Raw genomic sequence first — 19613 nt, forward strand, 5'->3', positions numbered from 1 at the left:
ATAGTAAGAATATAGCAAGGTTTTTTTACATTAGTTTCGATATTTTTGATTAGGCTTATTGGACGTTAATTGTACTATATGAACAGTTTCAGCCTTTATATATTACCTATCTATGTCGTGTTGCTAGCTCTCCAGTATTTTGTTGAGCTCTTTATAAGAATCAATCTCTATAAGACCATTTTTAGAACTCATTATCTTATTACTTATTCCAAAAAATGTCTTTTTCCCTTAAAAAACAGGCATTTGACCCTATGAGTTTTTTTACATGACAGTAATAATATGACAAGCTCCTTCTTGTAAAATCCCCCTATTATTCATACTCATAGGGAGTATAGATAACGTAGGCAAGAGTATCTGTCTATCTTATAAATTGCTTAAAGGTATTAAATGTCTTATTTAATCAAGTCTTTAGTTATCACTTTATCACTACTGCTTAGTACCACTGTTTTCGCTGGCAACACCAGCTATTATGGCAGCAAGTTTCATGGGAAACGTACGGCTAGTGGTAGTATCTTCAACATGAACTCATTGACCGCTGCGCATCGCACGTTACCGTTCGGCACGAAGGTACAAGTAACCAACCAAAAGACAAAGCAGAGCGTAATCGTAAAAATCACTGATAGAGGACCTTTTATTCGAGGCCGTATTCTTGATTTATCAAAAGCCGCTGCTGGTCAAATAAACTGTCAATTGTGCACGACGACAATGGAAATACTCTCTTATGGTGATGGTAAATACCGTAAGGAATAATGTAATAAAAAGGGAGAGCGTTAGCTCTCCCTTTTTTATGCCTGCTTATATAATCTAAAAACTGCTGAACAAACACTTAAACCTTCTGATTGCAGTTCTCTATATAACCCTCTCTACTTGGCAGCAGATTCTATTTCCTCTAACGTCGTCATTGATAGCAATAGTTTCTCTTCGTTATTACTATGCTGCTGTTGTAGTGCTGTTTGCTCATTGAGCAAAACAAGCAAATCAGACTTACGACTCTCTTCATACAATGTGGTATCCGCAAGCTTCTCTTCAAGCGTCGCAAGCTGTCCATCAATTTTAGCCAATAGCTTTTCTGTGTCTTCTATCTCACGGCGAATAGGAGCAGTAAGTTTGCGTTGTTCAGCCGCTAACTTACGCTGCTCTTCTTTACTTAGTGCAGGCTCAGTAGCTTTGCTTTTTGATGAAGTATCAGATGCTTGACTGTTCACTTGACTGATATTTGTTTCACGTGAAACAAACTTCTTGCTCTCTTTTTTACTTTTTTTCTTACCAGTGTTTTTATCTGATGAATTCTCTTGCTTGCGCTTTTCTGCCAACCATTTACCATAGTCGCTGATGTCGCCATCGAACTCTTCGATAATACCGTCATGTACCAAATACAGCTCATCACAAACGTTAGCAATCAATTCACGATCATGCGAGACCAAGACCACTGCCCCTTCGAAGCCTTGTAGCGCGATGGTCAATGCTTGACGCATCTGTAAGTCTAAATGGTTGGTTGGCTCATCAAGCACTAGAACGTTCGGGCGCTGCCAGACAATTAATGCTAGCGTCAAACGTGCACGTTCACCACCTGAGAACAGCTCGCTTGGGGTGTCAATACGATCACCACGGAAGTCAAAGCTGCCTAAGAATGAACGTAGCATCGCATCAGACGTTTTGCCTGCTAGACGACGCAGCATCTCTATCGGTGTTGCCTTGGCATCTAAGATGTCCATTTGATGCTGGTTAAAATAGCCCAGTTTCAGTGTATCAGACATACGATACGTGCCTGTTAATACACCAAGCTCGCCAACCAACGCCTTAATCAGTGTAGATTTACCTGCACCATTCATACCCAGCAAGCCAAGACGCGTATCTGGCGTCACCTGTACATTGGCATTATGCAGCAGTGGTACGTCGCTATAACCAATATCCGCTTTCGTCAGCTCAATCAGCGGTGAGCTCATATTGGCTGGCTCATAAAAACGGAACGAGAACGGGTTGTCCGCCATCATTGGCGACAGCTCCGCCATACGCTCAAGCTGCTTGATACGGCTCTGGGCCTGTTTGGCTTTACTGGCTTTGGCACGGAAACGACGAATAAAGTCATCCAAATGTGCCTTGGTCGCTTCTTGCTTCTCAAACGCTTGCTGCTGTTGTGCCATACGCTCATGACGCGTGCGAATGAACTGCTGATAGTTACCGGTATAAAGGGTGATTTTTTGTTGTTCGACATGCAAAATATGACCGACCGTCGCATCCAAAAATGCTTGGTCATGCGAGATGACAATCACGAGACCCATAAAAGCATTGATCCAAGTCTCTAGCCAAAGGATCGCATCCAAATCCAAATGGTTGGTTGGCTCATCGAGTAACATAAGATCCGCACGGCTCATCAAAGTTTTGGCAAGGTTTAAGCGCATACGCCAACCACCCGAAAAACCTTCTACTGGTAGCTCATGCTGATTGGTATTGAAACCCAAGCCCGCCATAATTTGCGCGGCTTTAGTTGGCGTACGATAGCCATCAATTTCATCAAACTGCTGATGCAATATGCCAATCTGCTCATCACTGACGCTGCTCAAATCATTCAATGAAGCATTAATCTCATACCACTGCTCATCACCACTTAATACATAATCAATGGCCGTCTGCTTAGTCGCACCAACTTCCTGCGCCATATGCGCCACATGCCAGCTATCAGGAATACTCACTTCGCCCTTATCAAGGGTAACTTCAGTATCGCCCTTACCCATTCGCGTGAGTAATAAAGCGAACAAAGTAGATTTGCCTGTGCCGTTATTGCCTGTTAAGCCAACCTTGTGACCCGGATGTAGCTGGAAGCTTGCACCTGCAAACAATTCACGACCATCACGGCGAACACCAACGTCTTTAAATTCGATCATATAATTTCTTCATCTCAACAGTAATATAAAAATAAGGCAATAAAAACACACATCTGGCATGCTAACTGGCGGCTATTATTTCAAACGCTTGCCCGATAGGCAAACGATTAAATAACTATTTCAAAACTAAGTATTTATTGAGGTAAAAAGCCTTTCGCCTTATAAGCAATTATCAGGGTCACAAAGGCTTATGTTGAATGCGATAAATTCGATTAGCAGCGTCACTCTTGACAAACGATTCGCGACCCCCATTATGATATAATGCTAAAAGATAAGTGCCGACTGTATGCCCAAGCGTTTGGATGGCACAAACAGCTTATATTGCTCCAATAGCTTTATCCTAATAACAGCACCCAATTAAATCAAACGCCGTGCGTATCTTTATTTGCAACCATTTCATTGCAAACCCAAACAGGACGACGACCGCATTTGATCCTAGCAACTGAGGTAGATATGAACGAATCAGCCAACCAATTTAGTCCAAGCTCGAGCCAGCCAGTAGATCCAACGGTACTAAGCCTAACCGATAGTGCCGCACAAAAAGTACGTCGCCTACGTGAAGAAGAAGGTGATAGCGACCTTATGCTACGCGTCTATGTGACTGGCGGTGGCTGCTCAGGTTTCTCTTATGGCTTTAATTTTGCCAATGAGTTGAATGAAGATGATGCCAACTTTGACAATGAAGATGTGACCTTAGTGGTAGACTCACTAAGCTACCAGTATTTGCAAGGTTCTACTGTTGACTACACTGAAGGGTTAGAAGGCGCACGCTTTATCGTGACCAACCCGAACGCAACGACTACTTGTGGCTGTGGCTCTTCATTCTCAATCTAAATTAGCGGTATCCGTGAGTGTTCATTCAGATGCCCTAGTTATTGGCTATAGCGATGATAAGTAGCTTGACGTCATCTATTAAAAGCATCTATCTGCTAGGTAGGTGCTTTTTATTCACTTGGTTTTATAGTGCATAAATGACACGTTATTCAAAAACCAGTGTGGCTTAAATATCCGCTGACATTCAGACAGATAAGCCATTGTAAAGCTTATCGTATTTGTAATCGTCCGTGGTTTTCAAGGCAGCTTTGAGCTAAACTGACGGAATTCTTAATCCAATATTTACCTCTTTTATGGTCGAACGCTAGTCGTGTTTTGATCCTCCATAATAAATAACAATAGATGACTATTATGAGTAATTTTGCGAGTAGCTTTGTGAACTTTGAAATCCCTAACTGGTTTGACAGCAAGCATTTAACGGGCATGTTACGCGGTATCGAAAAAGAAGGTCTGCGCGTTAGACCTGACGGATATCTGGCTCAAACACCACACCCAGCCAAACTTGGATCAAAACTCACCCATCCATTTATCACTACTGACTATTCAGAAAGCCTACTTGAGCTCATTACTGACCCCAAGACTTCACCAAAAGAAACGCTAAACATGCTGCGTCAGTTGCACGTACTGGTCTATCAAGCCATGCCTGAAGGTGAGCTGATGTGGCCACTGTCGATGCCTTGCATGCTGTCATCAAAAGATGAAGACATCCCATTAGCTGATTATGGTAGCTCTAATACTGGTAAGCTCAAGACGTTATATCGTAGTGGTTTGGGCATTCGTTATGGTCGCCGTATGCAGACGATTGCTGGTTTGCATTATAACTTGTCTTTCGGTGACGGACTCTTTGACGTCTGGCAAGCGCAAACACCTACCGCGCAAGACCAAACGCCCACAGAATTCAAAAATGAAAAATACCTTGGGCTTATCCGTAACTTCAAGCGACTAACCAGTCTGGTTCTCTATCTATTGGGTGCCAGTCCAAGCGTTTGTCCTTGTTTCTTAGCGGGTCGCGAGCATGATTTAGAACTGCTAAACAACTCAACCTATTATAAGCCGACTGCTACTAGCCTACGTATGGGCAAGCTTGGCTATACCAATAGTGTGCAAGAGCAGCTCGATATTCGTTATAACTACTTGCCAGAATATGTAGAAGGATTGCGCCGTGCGATTCAAACGCCGCATGAGAGCTTCGCCAAGCTTGGATTAGAGGATGCTGAGGGCAACCCTATTCAGATCAATAATCATATTTTGCAAATAGAAAATGAATACTATAGCCCTATCCGTCCCAAACAAATTGCGATGAGTGGCGAGACGCCAACTGAAGCGCTTGAACGTCGTGGTATCGCTTATGTTGAGTTCCGCGCCATTGATCTTGACCCTTATAGTGATGTCGGTATTCGTCTGTCTAGTGCCTGCTTCTTAGAAGTCATGGCACTGTATTGCCTGTTCAATGACTCTCCTGACTTGCTACCTGAGGAAGAAGAAGCACTGGCTATCAACCTTGAACGTGTGGTAAACGAGGGTCGCCGTGATGATCTACACATCATCAATAACGGCGAGGAGCAATTGCTTGAGAGCTGGATGCTGACACACCTAGAGCGTATGCAGCCACTTGCCGCATTACTTGATGCTCATTATGGCGGCAATGATTACCGTGCAGCAGTTGCGTTAATGCAAGGCAAAGCAGGACACTCTGAGTCAACCATCTCAGCACAAGTCAATTCTGATAGTCAGCGTTTGGGCAGCCTATGGCAGCTTGGCTTTACTTTGGCGCAGCAGCATCGCAATTCGTTATTGCAGCAAACGCTTAGTCCAAACACTCAAGCTAAGTATGAAGTGCTGGCAGAAAAATCGATACTGCAGCAAGCAGATATCGAAAAAGCAGAAACAGAAGATTTTATGGAATTTTTGCAACAGTACCGCTAAGTTCTGATTACCATTTAACATTTATAGCTGACTATTTTATAAGAGTAACTGCCCAATGCTAAAGCTAGCCACCTACCGCTCTTTGCAAGTGTTTTTGGTCATTATGACCGTCATCGGTATGAGTTTTGCGCTGTTTTTTCTACAGCGTCATTTGGGGCTTTTACCGTGCCCACTTTGTATTTTTCAACGTGTTGGCCTAATTGTCATGGGCAGTTTTGCTCTGATATCGGCAGTATTTAATCCCAAGTCTAAAGGCATGAGACTGCTATTGTGGCTGGGTAGCTTGATAGGCATTGGCTGGTCTACAGCAGTCGCAGTACGCCATGTCTGGTTACAGCACTTACCTGCCGATTTAGTTCCATCTTGTGGCCCAGGTCTAAATTATTGGATAGACACCCTACCTGTGTTGCAAGTATTCAAAGAAGTTTTTGCAGGCTCTGGTGAATGTGCTGAAATTGCTTGGACCTTTATAGGATTAAGTATCCCTGAGCAGTCTTTGATTCTATTTAGCGTGCTGTTATTGGTACATGTGCTGATATTATGGCGTATCTTACGACCTGTCACCCCTAGCCACACCGCTTAATAACTGCTTAACAAGTACGTAAATTCCATACTTTTTTACGCTACCATCGTTCATCTAGATAGATATGCAGGCAATATGACTCGATATCTATTTAGATGAAAACTGCTTTACCACTAAGCTCTGCTGACCTGATAACCACCTCTACTACGCTTTCTTATCCAAAGCTTTCATTCCTTAAACAACACTCCCCTTTAAGCCCCCCATAACAAAAATTCTACAGAGATATCTTCAATCTTTGGTATCTTGACCCTGCTTATTTTTTTTCTCATTGGTTGATATGACTGAGATAGCTTTTACTCTGATGTTTGTTTTTGGCTAATGTTCCGTCTGCTTCGTATCATATCTTTTGGCAACAAAACCTCAAATAATGCTCTTTCAACGCTTATATTTCCCACTATCTTGTATTTTTGACGATAGAATCACATTGCTCATAGTATGGGTAATCTACAGAAATATTATTTAAAAACTGTTTTTGGTGTGACCATGATATATTTTGCGCCTGTTTGCTCTATTACATTGACTGTCATCAGACGCTATGGCCGTTTTTTGCTGGCACTACCTTTTTGCGTAGTCCTTATCAGCTGTGACAATGCTTCGCCTAATACTGATCAGGGTATGGTAAATGAAGTTATCCCTGTTGATGGCTCAGCGTCAGCTGACCTTACAAATAGCTTGTCAGATAATAGTGACGGGTTACAAGGCTCTGATAGTGAGCAAGATAACGCAGAAGGCCAATCACTTATTGCTGCTGCGCAACCAAGTAATGAGTCGAACACCTACCAAACACAGACAGATTCAAAGTCACATAGCAGCGCATTACAAGCGACGTTAATGGGCGATTATGGTGGTATGGTGCCTTGTTCGTCTTGTGATAATATCGATGTCACACTGAACTTATTCGCTGATGGCTCAGTACTCAAGACCAGTATTTACAATAGTCCTGAGACGCCACGTTCACCGCTTTTTGAGTCTGGCATCTATCGTCAAGATAATAATAAGATTACGATTGTCTACCAACAAAAACAGATTGAGACCTATAGTATTCAAGACAATCATCTTATATTGATGGACGAAAATAAGAGTCCTAATAATGACTATACCTTGTCACGTAAATAAGACTGTAGGCAGACCGTCAGATATCAACAAGTTCGAATAAATAAACACCTAAGCCAATACACCAAACAACGCCTACTTTTAAGGCGTTTTTTATTGGTCATCTAATAGTGTTTACTTTACAATGAGTGGCTGTTTACCCTGTTGATACTTTGATGACTGCTTGCTCATTCTGCAATAAAGGTCCTTGGTACGGGTAATATGTAGGCGGGGTTCGACCTATAATAATCAGCTGTTTATTCTGCTGATATTACAAACGACTTTACGTTTTCATTCTTTCAATTTATGCTCATACGGAACGTCTATGCACATTCATATTCTTGGTATTTGTGGTACTTTTATGGGCTCGTTGGCCTTACTAGCGCGAGAACTTGGGCACACCGTAACTGGCTCTGATGCCAATGTGTATCCGCCTATGTCCACCCAATTAGAAAATGCAGGCGTCACTATTGAAGCAGGCTACCTGATAGAACATTTGCAGCCAGCACCAGACTTGGTCGTTGTCGGTAATGCGATGAAGCGCGGCATGGACGTGATCGAATATATGTTGGACACAGGACTACGCTATACGTCAGGGCCACAGTTTTTATCTGAGGAAGTGTTGCAATCGCGCCACGTGATAGCCGTAGCAGGCACTCATGGCAAGACCACAACGACTACCATGCTCGCTTGGATATTGCACTATGCTGGTATCGATACTGGGTTTTTGATTGGCGGTGTACCATTAGTCGATACGACTGATGAGCGTCTACAAAAAGTCTTTGCGCACAGCAGTTATTTGGGCGCAGAAAGGGCGAGTGAGGATAGCTCAGATACTGGCTATTTTGTCATTGAAGCCGATGAGTATGACTCTGCATTTTTTGATAAGCGTTCAAAGTTTGTGCATTATCGCCCGCGTACCGCCATTCTAAATAATCTTGAATTTGATCATGCTGATATCTTTGCAGATCTCAACGCAATTCAGACTCAATTTCATCATATGGTGCGTATGATTCCAAGCACTGGCAAAATCATCATGCCAGCAGCGACCGCCAGTTTAGAAGACACGTTGGCGAAAGGCGTTTGGACACCTGTTTGGCGTACATCAGTGGTTGATAAGAGCGCCGCTGACAACCTTGTAAATGATAGCGACTGGCAAGCTGAGCTTATTAGCGAAGATGGTAGCCAATTTAAAGTAAGATTCAGCGAAGACCTTGATTCTGCCGCCACCGTCAATTGGGCAATGAGCGGCATCCATAATGTTAATAATGCATTAGTTGCGGTATCCGCAGCTTACAATGTGGGTGTCAGCGTCTCTACTGCTTGTGCCGCTTTGTCTGCTTTTGCTGGTATCAAACGCCGTATGGAACTGATCGGTGATGTAAATGATATCTTGGTCTTCGATGATTTTGCCCACCATCCAACCGCTATTACCACGACGTTAGATGGTGCCAAAAAGAAGCTGTCTGACAGACGTATTTGGGCCATTATCGAACCACGTAGCAATACAATGAAAATGGGCATTCATCAAGATAGTCTAGCCGAATCTGCTGCACTCGCTGACCATACACTGTGGTATGAGCCTACAGGTCTTGAATGGGGTTTAAGAGAAGTCATCGAACGCGCTAATGCTGCAAATCCGAATATGGGCGACCAACAAGTACTGTCTAGTACTGACGCTATCATTGAATATATCGGCACACATGCACAATCAGGTGATGCGATTGTCATCATGTCTAATGGCGGCTTTGAAGGGATTCATCAGCGTCTATTAACGGCTCTACATAGTAAATAACTGAGCTGAATATAGTTTTATTAAAGTGAAAGCGTGGCATTGTTATCGACGAGCCACGTTTTTTTTGGTTTTAATAAGCATCAATCACGACCAACGTTTGCGACTTTACTACCTTTGTAACCTTTCATTTACTTATCCTATCTTCATATTAGCAAATCAATGGATTTCCTCACATAGCTCATACACTGGTAACATTTCGCGCTTACCTTTACTTCGATTCAGTGCTTACAATGTACCTATCAAAACGAGAAAATTACTATAAATGATAATAAGTTAGGAGAATACTATGGGTTTTATTTGGATGATTATTGTAGGACTGGTCGCAGGTTTATTGGCACGAGCTATTAAGCCAGGCAGTGACCCTATGGGTTGGATAATGACTATCGTATTGGGTATCGTCGGTGCTTTAGTTGGTGGTTTACTGGCTAACCTAGTCGGTATCAATGCTGACGGCGGTTTCACTGGTCTAATATTCTCAGTTATCGGTGCAATCATACTGCTGTTTGCATATGAGATGATTACCAACAAACGCGGTGTATAGTCAATCGCAGTATTGATTGTAATGCAGTAATAACGATATAAAGAGAAGGCCTTGCTGATTGCGAGGCCTTTTCGTTTGTCATACGATAAGCCCTCACCTTCGTTATCTGGTATCAGGAAGAGGTGATAGTTGCGGGAAAGTATTGATAAACATTACTTTTGCCCCCATTTATCTTATAATATCAACCCTATTTTATCCTTATCATTGAGGTAAGCGTTATGGCTTTACTCCCTATCTTAAATTATCCAGATCCACGCCTGCGCACACTTGCCAAGCCTGTCAAAGAAGTGACTGCTGAAATAAAAACCTTAATCACCGACATGATTGAGACGATGTATGACGCTCAAGGTATTGGTTTGGCTGCCAGCCAAGTGGATCGCCATATTCAACTGATCGTCATGGATTTATCAGAAGATAAAGATAGCCCTAGAGTTTTTATTAACCCAAAGGTGACGCCACTGGTAGAAGAGAAGCAGCCGTATGAAGAAGGTTGTTTGTCAGTTCCTGAGGTTTATGATAGCGTTGAACGTCCAAACAAAGTACGTATTGAAGCCTTGGATGAGAATGGCGAAAAAATCGACGAAGAAGTAGAAGGCTTACTCGCGGTATGTATCCAACACGAAATGGATCACCTAAATGGCGTCATATTCGTCGATTATTTATCGCGTCTAAAACAGACTCGTGCTCGCGATAAAGTACGTAAAGTCGTCAAAATACGTGAAAAACAAGGCGAACAAACTGCTGAGCCACAGCCTACCAACTCTTAATGATTCATCATATAAATTGATTGTCATATAAACTAATTGTCACATCAGCTAAGTGTTACTAATGGCTCGATGACAATATTATGATACTCGTTTTACCCTATAACATGTGCTGTCTATACTAAAGGTTCCCTACCATGACCATGATCAAAATTGACCAATATTTTGACCCTGCCAACTGGCAGAAATTCACCAAAGCTGCTGAAGGTCGTGAGACACCGTTTTTGATGGTGGACCTTAGCCGTATTAAGACCAAGTATCATGAGATGGTTGGGTTTTTTCCTAATGCCAAAATCCATTATGCCATGAAGGCCAGTCCTGCTGTTCAGGTCATCAATCTACTGGCTGAATTGGGTTCAAACTTTGACTGTGCCTCAATTTACGAGCTTGACCGTGTGCTTGATTGCGGTGTTGAGCCATCACGTATCTCTTATGGTAATACGATTAAAAAAGCGGATCATGTCAAATATGCCTTTGAGAAAGGCGTCGATCTATATGCGACTGACTCAGAAGCCGATTTAAAAAATATCGCGAAACATGCGCCTGGCTCTAAAATATTCGTTCGTATTTTGGTTCAGGGTTCAGAGACTGCTGAATGGCCACTATCACGTAAATTCGGCTGTCACCCTAATATGGCAATTGAACTATTGATTCAAGCCCGAGATCTAGGCTTGGTACCTTACGGTATCTCTTTCCATGTAGGCAGTCAGCAAAAAGACGTTGCCGCTTGGGATGATGCATTAGCCAAGGTCAAATATATGTTTGACTGGATGAAAAATGAAGAAGACATCAAGCTACAAATGATTAATTTGGGCGGTGGGTTCCCAGCCAACTATATCAGCGAAGTAAACCCTATAAAAGTTTATGCTGAAGAGATTACGCGTTATCTGACAGATGACTACAACGAAGAGGACATGCCTGAGATTATTCTTGAGCCAGGCCGTTCATTGGTTGGCGGTTCAGGCGTTCTAGTCAGCGACATCGTTTTGATTTCTCGTAAATCTCATACTGATTTAACACGCTGGGTCTATACGGACGTGGGTCTATTCCAAGGATTAATTGAAACCTTAGGTGAAGCCATCAAATACCCTATCTATACGCCTAAGATGGAAACATCAACTAGCGAAGGTACTGTGGTATTGGCCGGTCCAACGTGTGACTCAACTGATATCATGTACGAAGAAGCGGGTTATCAGTTACCAGAAGAGTTAGAGATTGGCGATAAAATCTATTGGCTAACCACTGGTGCCTATACCAATTCTTACTCATCAGTTGAATTCAATGGTTTTCCGCCATTAGAAGTGATTTACATTGACTAGTTTTTTGCTCTACTGTTAATAAAAAAGCGCGGTACTGTTAATCACAGTATCGCGCTTTTTTGTGTTTGTTTGGCAGTATCATTGATAACTGGCTACTGTACCAAGAGTGAAATAGGCACACTGTTACTACTACTGATTGTCTGATTACCACCATAGCTGGTACTTTGATTTTGACTGTTTTGAGAAATTTCTCCGATAGTCACCCATTGTCCGCGAGGCACGATAATCGTACTATTCAGACTTTGACCTTGAATAGCATTATTAACAGAACCGCTTCGATTATAGGGCGAATTAGATCGCACCAGTTTTTCTTCTACTTGAGACAGTTGTACTTCAACTTGGCCAGTAGGCAGCAGTCTTGGTGTTACCGCAATTCCCTGTGTCGTTGGTAGCAATACTTGCTGCTGAATAATAATCTGCGGCTTTAGATTATAGTTATTTGCATAGCGATTGCTACTATAAGCCTGAGTTAGAGAGTAGAGCGTGCCAGTGCTAATGCTCGCTGCGCTGCCAGATAAAGTTTTTATTTGGTATGAATTACTGCCCTGCTGCTGACTGTTACTTTGATTAATGATACCTGACCCTTGGATACCACGATTGGTAATAATGACCTGACTTTGCTGGATACTACTCTGAGCGCTGCTATCATTGCCAACGCGTACTGAGACGGTTAACGCTTGTGGTTGGCCATCTATTTGAGTCAAAAGCTGCTGTATTGCCTGATAATTAACCGCTGTGGTGTTCAGTACTAATTTGTCTTGATAAGTTGTGACTGTACCGCCGTCACGGCTGCTGTTTAACTGCTGACGCACCGCAGGTAGTAATGTGTCACCGCCATAAGTATGAATAACATAAGTCTGATAAGTGGCAGCTTGGACAACGACAGGCAGAGCCACCAGACTGATTGCCAAGACTGTTTGACCTGCATAGCCAATATTTTTACTAGCAGTAACAGCACTGCTAAGCACCTTTATCAAACTCCGTCTAAACGTATTCATGTTTGGCTCCTAGCAGCGACTTATCATTTATTGAGATTTAATCAAACGAGACTGAAAAATTAATCATTCAATTATTAATCATTTAACCCTAACACGTCTTGCATATTGTACTGCCCTACTTCTTGCTGAATAATCCAAGTTGCAGCGCGTACAGCACCAGCGGCAAAAGTCATGCGCGCACGGGCACGATGCGTAATCTCGACTACCTCGCCGTCAGCGATAAACATCACGGTGTGATCGCCGATGATTTCACCACCACGAATCGCATGGATACCAATCGTACCTGCTTCGCGTTCGCCCGTTTGTCCTTCTCGGCCATAAACAGCGACGTCTTTTAGATTCTGTCCACGAGCTTCTGCGACAGCTTCTGCCATCATATAAGCCGTACCTGATGGCGCGTCGATTTTGTGCTTATGATGTGCTTCGATGACTTCTACATCTGCGTCATTGCCAAATGCTTTTGCTGCCATCCCTAGTAATTTCAATGACAGATTCACGCCCGTTGAGTAGTTACCTGCATAAACAATCGCAGTCTGCTTACTCGCTTTTGCCAATACTTGCTCTTGTTGCTCATTGAATCCTGTCGTGCCGATGACCATCGCAACATTATGCTCAGCACAAATTTGCATATTTTTTTCAGTCGCATCAGGCAAGCTAAAATCAATCAATACGTCGATGTCGTCTACAACTGCCTTTAGATCATCGACAATCTGCACACCTAAGCGCCCGATAGCGGCAACCTCACCGGCATCAGCCCCTACTAGGCTCGATCCTTGACGTTCAATCGCTGCGCTTAATATCGTTTGCGTATTGTCTTTTACTGCTTCGATAAGCATACGGCCCATACGACCACCCGCCCCAATGACACCGACTTTGATGGTTTGTTCTTTTACTTGTTGACTCATATCTTTGTCCTAAATGCTTTGTTTTTAGTAAAGGTGCTTTTAAATACTATTTACCGTAAGTTTAGCAAATATCATCACATACGGGGTTTTTTATACAGCCATTAAAAAGCCCAATAGTTTCACGTGAAACTATTGGGCAACAACTGTTAAATAAATTGATTAAGACAAACTATCAGTCAAACAATTCGCCAATCTTTTTGAAGAATGATTTTTTATGTGGTGACTGTTGATGCTTACTATCACCGTCCAAAGTATCTTGGAATTGACGTAACAAGTCTTTTTGCTCGCGCGTCAGATTCACTGGCGTCTCGATGACGACACGGCAAATCAAATCACCTTTCATGGTCGTGCGAACTGGCGTCACGCCTTTGCCGCGCACACGTAGCAACTTACCACTTTGCGTGCCTTCGGCAACCTTAATTTTCACTTTGCCATCTAAGGTTGGAATTTCAACTTCTTTGCCCAATGCGGCATCAGTGATGCTAACTGGCACATCCATATATAGATCAGCACCTTGACGGGTAAAGACATTGTGCTGTTTGACGCGTACTTCGACATACAAATCGCCGTTTTGCACGCCCGCGCCGCCCGCTTCGCCTTCGCCTGCTAGACGGACGCGATCACCATCATCGACGCCAGCTGGGATAGACACTTCGAGCGTACGTGATTTGTCTTTGACACCATTACCATGACAGTCAGAGCATGGGTTTTTGATTTGCTTACCAGTGCCGCCGCAATGTGGGCAAGCTTGCTGAACAGCAAAGAAACCCTGCTGCATACGGACTTGACCTTGACCATGACACGTCTGACAAGTCACAACGTCAGAGGCATTTTTTGCGCCTTTGCCATCACAAGTGTCGCAAGGTGCAGGTGCTGTAAAGCTGATTTCTTTTTTACAGCCACGTACCGCTTCTTCTAACGTCAGCTCAATGACATAACGCAAATCAGAACCACGACGTGAACGTCCGCCACCGCCGCCGCCACGCTGCTGACCGAAGATATCGCCGAAGTTGCCGAAGATATCACCAAAGATATCTTGGAAATTACCGCCACCGCCGCCGCCGCCCATGCCGTTTTCAAACGCTGAATGACCCATGCGATCGTAGGCTGAGCGTTTTTCTTCGCTGCTCAGTACTTCATACGCCATTGATGCTTCTTTGAACTTGTCTTCAGCATCAGGGTCATCAGAGTTACGGTCTGGATGGTATTTCATGGCCAGCTTGCGGTAAGCTCGCTTAATTTCCTTGCTATCAGCGGTCTTACTGACACCTAATATTTCATAAAAATCACGCTTACTCATGGGCTCTCCTATCGTCTTTACAGTCCACCGGCCGGTCGATTCAGTAACCCTTATCAATCATTATATTATTGCTACTCGTTTTCTCACTTAAAGGTTTCACATGAAACACAATGAATAGTAAAGAAAAAGAGATGATAATGTTAAGAATCTTACAAGCGAATACGGCGGGATGCTGCTTAGCCAAATCAATTATTAAAAGTTTGCGCTATTTATGGAGATGGCATAATGATTTATCAAGCTCTCAGGGATGGAAAGTATCGTTTAAGAGTATTTCGTCACTACAAAAAGGTTTTATTAAGGAACGAACAAAGGTTTTCATACCTTAATACAATTAAGCCGTGCTAGTATTTATCGCCAAGTTTATAGCCATTTATCTTAAAATTATTAAGTTTGCGACAAGGTATCGTTTTTTATGAAGAAGCTGATTGTTTTACTAATCATCATCGTAGTCGCCGTCTATGCAGGCTCGCCCTATTACAGTGCATATCAGCTCAAAAATGCCTACGATGACAAAGACGGTGCCACTATTGCAGCGGCCATTGACTACGACCAAGTACGGCCTAGTATCCAAAACCAATTGACCAGTCAGTTTACGGCGACGATGACCCAATATCCGTTAGTTTCTCAGCTGGGCGGTGAGCCTTTGACCGAGGCTGCCAATAGTTTTATCGCAAAAGCCGTTGATGGTGCTATTACTCCGCAGAATATCGAAAAAGTTATTAACACTCAGGGTCAGGCCAATACAGCGACCAAAGAGTTGGCAGCAGCGTGGGCTATTGCGAGCAATCAAGTCAATCTGAAAAATTTGATTCAAAACCTCATTATCCAGCGCGGTGATGTCGATGCGGTGGTCAAAAGCCAAATGCAGGAAATCATGACAAAACAAGCCGCTGAACTTGAGAAACAAGTGGCGCAAGGCTCTGATAGTGACAAACCTAAACTGAGCTATTGCGGCATTAATTGCTTCACTATCAGCGGACAAGTTAAAGGCTATCCACTCACAATAGAGATGCAACGTGAGGGTCTGATTGACTGGAAAATCGTCGATATCGTGTTGCCATAGTACAAGACGCTGCGGTTGCGACTTTTGCACTATCGCTAATTACCTATAAAAAAGCACCTATAAAAATCCATTATAAAACAGTCACAGCGCGAACCTCGCTAGGAGTATCACCTATATTCTTAGCAAGATTACCTTGGCTGTTTTTTGAATCAACGAAGGCGTGTCATCAATTAGATTGTGGGCTTAAAATGAGAAAAATTTAGCCATTTTAAGGCCACTAAATGTATTAATGTGCTAATTGATGATACGCCCTACATTAAACCCATTTATAAGTGAGCGTACGATGCACACTCAAACAACCTCTCCAATGACAGATACAGTAACAGCTACTCAGCCTAATGACTCGCTTACCACGCCAGCGCCTAACTCTCTACCACCAATCACGATACTAGATGGCGGTATGGGACGTGAGCTTGAACGACGCGGCGCACCCTTTCGCCAACCTGAATGGTCAGCACTGTCATTGAGCCTAGCGCCAGATAGTGTTCGTGATGTCCATTTAGACTACATAAAAGCGGGTGCGACTGTTATCACCGTCAACAGCTATGCAGTTACTCCTTATCATTTGGGAGACAGCTTTTTTAGTGAGGGTGAACAGCTCATCAGAACTGCGGCGCAGCTCGCATTCGAAGCCGTACAAGCAAGCGACAAGCATAGTAGGTCTGAAGCCGTACAAATCGCTGGCTGTTTGCCGCCACTATTTGGCTCTTATCGTCCTGACTTGTTCGATGCCAAGCAAGCCCCTACGATTGCGCGTCCGTTATTGTCTGCACAGATAGATTATGTGGATATGTGGCTGGTAGAGACGCAAAGCAGTATCGTTGAAGCACAAACGTGGCATCAGCTAATTACTGAATTTACAGCGACTCAAAAAGAAAGCACATCCAAACCAGAAACTGCATCTAAACCTATTTGGATTGCATTTACACTAGATGACAGTCAGTTAGATATTACTGCCGATGACCTTGATAGCAGTGCTGATCGCAATCATGCTGTGAGCACTCCGATGTTGCGCTCCGGTGAATCAGTAGCCAAAGCCGTACAGGCTATGATGGCATTGAATGTTGATGCCGTACTGTTTAACTGTAGTCAGCCTGAGGTCATGAATGCAGCATTGCAAACTGCGAAAGAGCTGATTGATAAAGCAGCGCACCCTATGCAACTGGGCGTCTATGCCAATGCGTTTGTCTCAAAGCAAGTCCATAAACAAGCCAACGCACAACTGCGCGACATGCGTGAGGACACCACACCTGAGCATTACCTGACATGGGCAAAGCTCTGGCAAGCCTCGGGTGCCAATATCATTGGCGGTTGCTGCGGGATTGGCGTTGAACATATCGAGCGACTCGCGCAGCAACTATAGATAATAATATCTTAGTAGCATCGCTAGTGACGTGGTTTACTCTACGCCCAAAAACTCTAAGAATTCAGGACTCTCAAAGCTGGCTTGATAGAGTACGCCATCCTCACGGTAAATAGCAGGCGTCGCCATCACGGCCAGACCAGCTGCTTTTTCACGGTTCGGCGTTATATGATCGGTGTTACAGCTCGCTGGTGCAGGCGTCATCTGACCCGCTAGCATTGCTTTGTCAAAAGCTTTGCGACGACTACTTTCATCAGCTTGACACCAGATACCCCGCATTTGCGCAGGTGACGCCTCATATATCGGATAGCCGATTACATTGACGGTGACACCTTTTGTATTGAGCATTGGTATCTGTTGATGCAATCGGCGGCAGTACGGACAGTTCACATCATCAGCCACATAGATGACAGCACGCTCTTTGCTGGTCGCTGGGTAGGTAATCAGTTGGCTCTTATCCAACGTCGCAAACACAGACTGATTTTTTAGTGCCTCAAACGCTTCATCAAGCCCAATGAACTGGCCATTTTCGATGACAGATATCTCGCCATCCGTGATGTACTGCGCATCATCTGACAACAAGAAAGGTACGCCTTCTAACGTCGCCCCCCAAATCACACCAGGTACGGCAGTATAGAAAAACGGTGTTTTAGCACTCATGTTTTTCAGCGCTGCCATATTCGCTAGCATGTCAGATTTGACGCTAGCACTGACAGGTTTGCCTACCTGCGCACTTGTGCTACGTGCTGGTGTTTTGGTCACTACCCGCTTGCTTGGATTCTTTTGTAGCTCACCTTGGATGACATATCTACCATCTTCAGTGATGTGCAAAGGCAACTGCCCAGCCAAATTGACTTGATACATATTGGGTAAATTGGAAGGCACAATAGAGGTAATCTGTGTTTTGATGCCTGCTTGGGTCAGTACTTGGCGCAACTGCTTATCAACAGTCGCACTCACTGCTTCAACCGTTTGTGAATGTTGACTGCTTTGTGTTAAGTCATTGCTTTTAGCATCCGCTGAACTGGGCTGAGCGCAAGCAGTGGCTGCTAGTAGTATGACGCTGACCAGACTGGCCGATTTTAATACAGGTAATGTCACAGAGAGATTCCTATCTGATTTTTGATAATGACGGTTTTCGATACAAGGGCGTGTCTGCACTTTACAAATGGTTTAAGCATTGTCAGTTATAAACATATAGATAAAAAGGACTGTAGCATATGGGATAGTTTTGCAAAGCGCAAAATTGCTAATGTCGCAAAATTGCTACTGAGCTTTAAGAGATAGGCAACACAGGTAGGCGATAGACATAAACGCCATATAGCAGACCGCAAAAAGCAGCACACTGTTTAGTGGCTGCTTATTTTAGACAATATGTTTACGAGTTATTCTAAAGCGAAATCATTTTAAATCGAAAGAAAGTAACGACTTAAAACTTAGCAACTTCTTCTGGTGTTAAGAAACGACTGTCGCCTTTCTCTAACCCTTCTAAATTGATATGACCAATGCTGGCACGATGTAGCTCAGTCACTCGATTGCCAAAATAACCCATCATACGTTTAACTTGATGATATTTGCCTTGCTCTAACGTCAGGCGCGCATGTGTTGCGTCGATGAACTCAAGAACCGCAGGTTTGGTTTCTTCATGATCACCTTCTAGCAAGATACCTTCCGCTACTTCTTTGACTGCATTGCCCTGAGCATCGCTATCCATTGCATCAGCTAAGGTCAGCTCATATGTTTTTGCATGCTCGTGCTTAGGACTGGTCACACGATGTAGCCAACCGCCGTCATCACTGATCAGCAGCGCACCAGTGGTATCGACATCGAGGCGACCAGCAATGCGTAAGCTGCCAAGCTCTGGAACTGAAATCAGCTCAGTAACGATAGGATACTCTTTGGCCTTTAGCGTACATTCAAAACCTTCAGGTTTATGAAGTAAAATATAACGATTGCCAGCCGCGACCGAGAGTGGTTCACCGCCCCACATTACTTCATCATTGACGATATCGACATGCAAACCGGGATCCTTGACGACCTGCTCGTTCACCATAATCTCACCAGCGTGCATGATTTTTTTGGATTCTTTACGTGACAGCTCAGTGGCTTTACTAATAAATTTATCTAGACGCATACTATTTACTACCATCCATTTTATGATACCTACTTTACCTCGGTATATTCAGTTCTATCTAAATTAGAGAGGATGTCAGGCTGGTGTCGTCTACTGTTTGTAGTCCTTTCA

General features: G+C 43.5%; 17 protein-coding genes. 11 read left to right on the forward strand and 6 right to left on the reverse strand.

Annotation, left to right across the window (positions count from 1 at the left end; genetic code table 11):
* Nucleotides 1–387 precede the first annotated feature (387 nt).
* Nucleotides 388–750, forward strand: coding sequence for a septal ring lytic transglycosylase RlpA family protein (locus DFP82_RS02310; protein WP_110922100.1), 363 nt, complete (start codon nucleotides 388–390; stop codon nucleotides 748–750).
* 113 nt (nucleotides 751–863) lie between these two features.
* On the opposite strand, the gene DFP82_RS02315 is transcribed toward DFP82_RS02310, so the two are convergent.
* A complete protein-coding gene (locus DFP82_RS02315) occupies nucleotides 864–2885 on the reverse strand; it encodes an ABC-F family ATP-binding cassette domain-containing protein (protein WP_110922101.1) in 2022 nt (673 codons plus the stop codon).
* 453 nt (nucleotides 2886–3338) lie between these two features.
* On the opposite strand from DFP82_RS02315, the gene erpA reads away from it, so the two are divergent.
* From erpA to DFP82_RS02355, 8 genes are all read left to right on the forward strand, one after another.
* The gene (erpA, locus tag DFP82_RS02320) at nucleotides 3339–3719 is read left to right on the forward strand and encodes an iron-sulfur cluster insertion protein ErpA (RefSeq protein ID WP_110922102.1); all 381 of its coding nucleotides are present in this window, start codon (nucleotides 3339–3341) and stop codon (nucleotides 3717–3719) included.
* Between the two features lie 351 nt (nucleotides 3720–4070).
* A complete protein-coding gene (gshA, locus tag DFP82_RS02325) occupies nucleotides 4071–5645 on the forward strand; it encodes a glutamate--cysteine ligase (RefSeq protein WP_110922103.1) in 1575 nt (524 codons plus the stop codon).
* A gap of 55 nt (nucleotides 5646–5700) precedes the next feature.
* Complete coding sequence (locus tag DFP82_RS02330) at nucleotides 5701–6228, forward strand: disulfide bond formation protein B (RefSeq protein ID WP_110922104.1); 528 nt, start codon at nucleotides 5701–5703, stop codon at nucleotides 6226–6228.
* Between the two features lie 483 nt (nucleotides 6229–6711).
* Nucleotides 6712–7344, forward strand: a complete 633-nt coding sequence (locus tag DFP82_RS02335; RefSeq protein WP_110922224.1) for a copper resistance protein NlpE N-terminal domain-containing protein — start codon at nucleotides 6712–6714, stop codon at nucleotides 7342–7344.
* Between the two features lie 301 nt (nucleotides 7345–7645).
* A complete protein-coding gene (gene mpl, locus DFP82_RS02340; RefSeq protein ID WP_110922105.1) occupies nucleotides 7646–9115 on the forward strand; it encodes a UDP-N-acetylmuramate:L-alanyl-gamma-D-glutamyl-meso-diaminopimelate ligase in 1470 nt (489 codons plus the stop codon).
* Between the two features lie 286 nt (nucleotides 9116–9401).
* Nucleotides 9402–9656, forward strand: a complete 255-nt coding sequence (locus tag DFP82_RS02345) for a GlsB/YeaQ/YmgE family stress response membrane protein (protein WP_110922106.1) — start codon at nucleotides 9402–9404, stop codon at nucleotides 9654–9656.
* 218 nt (nucleotides 9657–9874) lie between these two features.
* Nucleotides 9875–10423 carry a peptide deformylase gene (gene def, locus DFP82_RS02350; protein WP_110922107.1) on the forward strand — a complete coding sequence of 183 codons (549 nt, stop codon included), beginning with the start codon at nucleotides 9875–9877 and terminating at the stop codon, nucleotides 10421–10423.
* 140 nt (nucleotides 10424–10563) lie between these two features.
* Entirely contained in the window at nucleotides 10564–11739 is a 1176-nt protein-coding gene (locus DFP82_RS02355; RefSeq protein WP_110922225.1) for a type III PLP-dependent enzyme, read from the forward strand.
* A 92-nt stretch (nucleotides 11740–11831) separates the two neighbouring features.
* Here the strand turns inward: DFP82_RS02355 and DFP82_RS02360 are convergent, their stop codons facing one another.
* The 3 genes from DFP82_RS02360 to dnaJ all read right to left on the reverse strand — a co-directional run bounded on the left by DFP82_RS02360 (nucleotide 11832) and on the right by dnaJ (nucleotide 14942).
* Nucleotides 11832–12737: a hypothetical protein gene (locus DFP82_RS02360; RefSeq protein WP_110922108.1), complete on the reverse strand. Its 906-nt coding sequence runs from the start codon at nucleotides 12735–12737 to the stop codon at nucleotides 11832–11834.
* A 74-nt stretch (nucleotides 12738–12811) separates the two neighbouring features.
* On the reverse strand, nucleotides 12812–13642 hold the full coding sequence (gene dapB / locus DFP82_RS02365) for a 4-hydroxy-tetrahydrodipicolinate reductase (protein WP_110922109.1): 831 nt from the start codon (nucleotides 13640–13642) through the stop codon (nucleotides 12812–12814).
* 172 nt (nucleotides 13643–13814) lie between these two features.
* Nucleotides 13815–14942, reverse strand: a complete 1128-nt coding sequence (dnaJ, locus tag DFP82_RS02370; RefSeq protein ID WP_110922110.1) for a molecular chaperone DnaJ — start codon at nucleotides 14940–14942, stop codon at nucleotides 13815–13817.
* Between the two features lie 412 nt (nucleotides 14943–15354).
* Between dnaJ and DFP82_RS02375 the strand changes: the two genes are divergently transcribed.
* Both DFP82_RS02375 and DFP82_RS02380 read left to right on the forward strand, forming a co-directional pair.
* Nucleotides 15355–16005, forward strand: coding sequence for a DUF2939 domain-containing protein (locus tag DFP82_RS02375; protein ID WP_110922111.1), 651 nt, complete (start codon nucleotides 15355–15357; stop codon nucleotides 16003–16005).
* Between the two features lie 283 nt (nucleotides 16006–16288).
* Nucleotides 16289–17368 carry a homocysteine S-methyltransferase family protein gene (locus DFP82_RS02380; RefSeq protein ID WP_425450583.1) on the forward strand — a complete coding sequence of 360 codons (1080 nt, stop codon included), beginning with the start codon at nucleotides 16289–16291 and terminating at the stop codon, nucleotides 17366–17368.
* Nucleotides 17369–17404: 36 nt separating this feature from the next.
* On the opposite strand, the gene DFP82_RS02385 is transcribed toward DFP82_RS02380, so the two are convergent.
* Nucleotides 17405–18469: a disulfide isomerase DsbC N-terminal domain-containing protein gene (locus tag DFP82_RS02385; RefSeq protein WP_110922112.1), complete on the reverse strand. Its 1065-nt coding sequence runs from the start codon at nucleotides 18467–18469 to the stop codon at nucleotides 17405–17407.
* Nucleotides 18470–18797: 328 nt separating this feature from the next.
* Complete coding sequence (locus DFP82_RS02390; RefSeq protein WP_110922227.1) at nucleotides 18798–19502, reverse strand: pseudouridine synthase; 705 nt, start codon at nucleotides 19500–19502, stop codon at nucleotides 18798–18800.
* Nucleotides 19503–19613 lie beyond the last annotated feature (111 nt).

Origin of the sequence: Psychrobacter fozii (genome assembly GCF_003217155.1) — a bacterium.
Lineage (GTDB): Bacteria > Pseudomonadota > Gammaproteobacteria > Pseudomonadales > Moraxellaceae > Psychrobacter > Psychrobacter fozii.

Excerpts from the sequence above, each read along its gene's own strand:
- DFP82_RS02310 (WP_110922100.1), top strand. The coding sequence starts at position 388 with ATGTCTTATTTAATCAAGTCTTTAGTTATCACTTTATCACTACTGCTT.
- DFP82_RS02380 (WP_425450583.1), top strand. The coding sequence starts at position 16,289 with ATGCACACTCAAACAACCTCTCCAATGACAGATACAGTAACAGCTACT.
- dapB (WP_110922109.1), bottom strand. The coding sequence starts at position 13,642 with ATGAGTCAACAAGTAAAAGAACAAACCATCAAAGTCGGTGTCATTGGG.
- mpl (WP_110922105.1), top strand. The coding sequence starts at position 7,646 with ATGCACATTCATATTCTTGGTATTTGTGGTACTTTTATGGGCTCGTTG.
- DFP82_RS02390 (WP_110922227.1), bottom strand. The coding sequence starts at position 19,502 with ATGCGTCTAGATAAATTTATTAGTAAAGCCACTGAGCTGTCACGTAAA.
- DFP82_RS02330 (WP_110922104.1), top strand. The coding sequence starts at position 5,701 with ATGCTAAAGCTAGCCACCTACCGCTCTTTGCAAGTGTTTTTGGTCATT.
- DFP82_RS02360 (WP_110922108.1), bottom strand. The coding sequence starts at position 12,737 with ATGAATACGTTTAGACGGAGTTTGATAAAGGTGCTTAGCAGTGCTGTT.
- DFP82_RS02335 (WP_110922224.1), top strand. The coding sequence starts at position 6,712 with ATGATATATTTTGCGCCTGTTTGCTCTATTACATTGACTGTCATCAGA.
- DFP82_RS02315 (WP_110922101.1), bottom strand. The coding sequence starts at position 2,885 with ATGATCGAATTTAAAGACGTTGGTGTTCGCCGTGATGGTCGTGAATTG.
- gshA (WP_110922103.1), top strand. The coding sequence starts at position 4,071 with ATGAGTAATTTTGCGAGTAGCTTTGTGAACTTTGAAATCCCTAACTGG.
- erpA (WP_110922102.1), top strand. The coding sequence starts at position 3,339 with ATGAACGAATCAGCCAACCAATTTAGTCCAAGCTCGAGCCAGCCAGTA.
- dnaJ (WP_110922110.1), bottom strand. The coding sequence starts at position 14,942 with ATGAGTAAGCGTGATTTTTATGAAATATTAGGTGTCAGTAAGACCGCT.
- DFP82_RS02375 (WP_110922111.1), top strand. The coding sequence starts at position 15,355 with ATGAAGAAGCTGATTGTTTTACTAATCATCATCGTAGTCGCCGTCTAT.
- DFP82_RS02355 (WP_110922225.1), top strand. The coding sequence starts at position 10,564 with ATGATCAAAATTGACCAATATTTTGACCCTGCCAACTGGCAGAAATTC.
- def (WP_110922107.1), top strand. The coding sequence starts at position 9,875 with ATGGCTTTACTCCCTATCTTAAATTATCCAGATCCACGCCTGCGCACA.
- DFP82_RS02345 (WP_110922106.1), top strand. The coding sequence starts at position 9,402 with ATGGGTTTTATTTGGATGATTATTGTAGGACTGGTCGCAGGTTTATTG.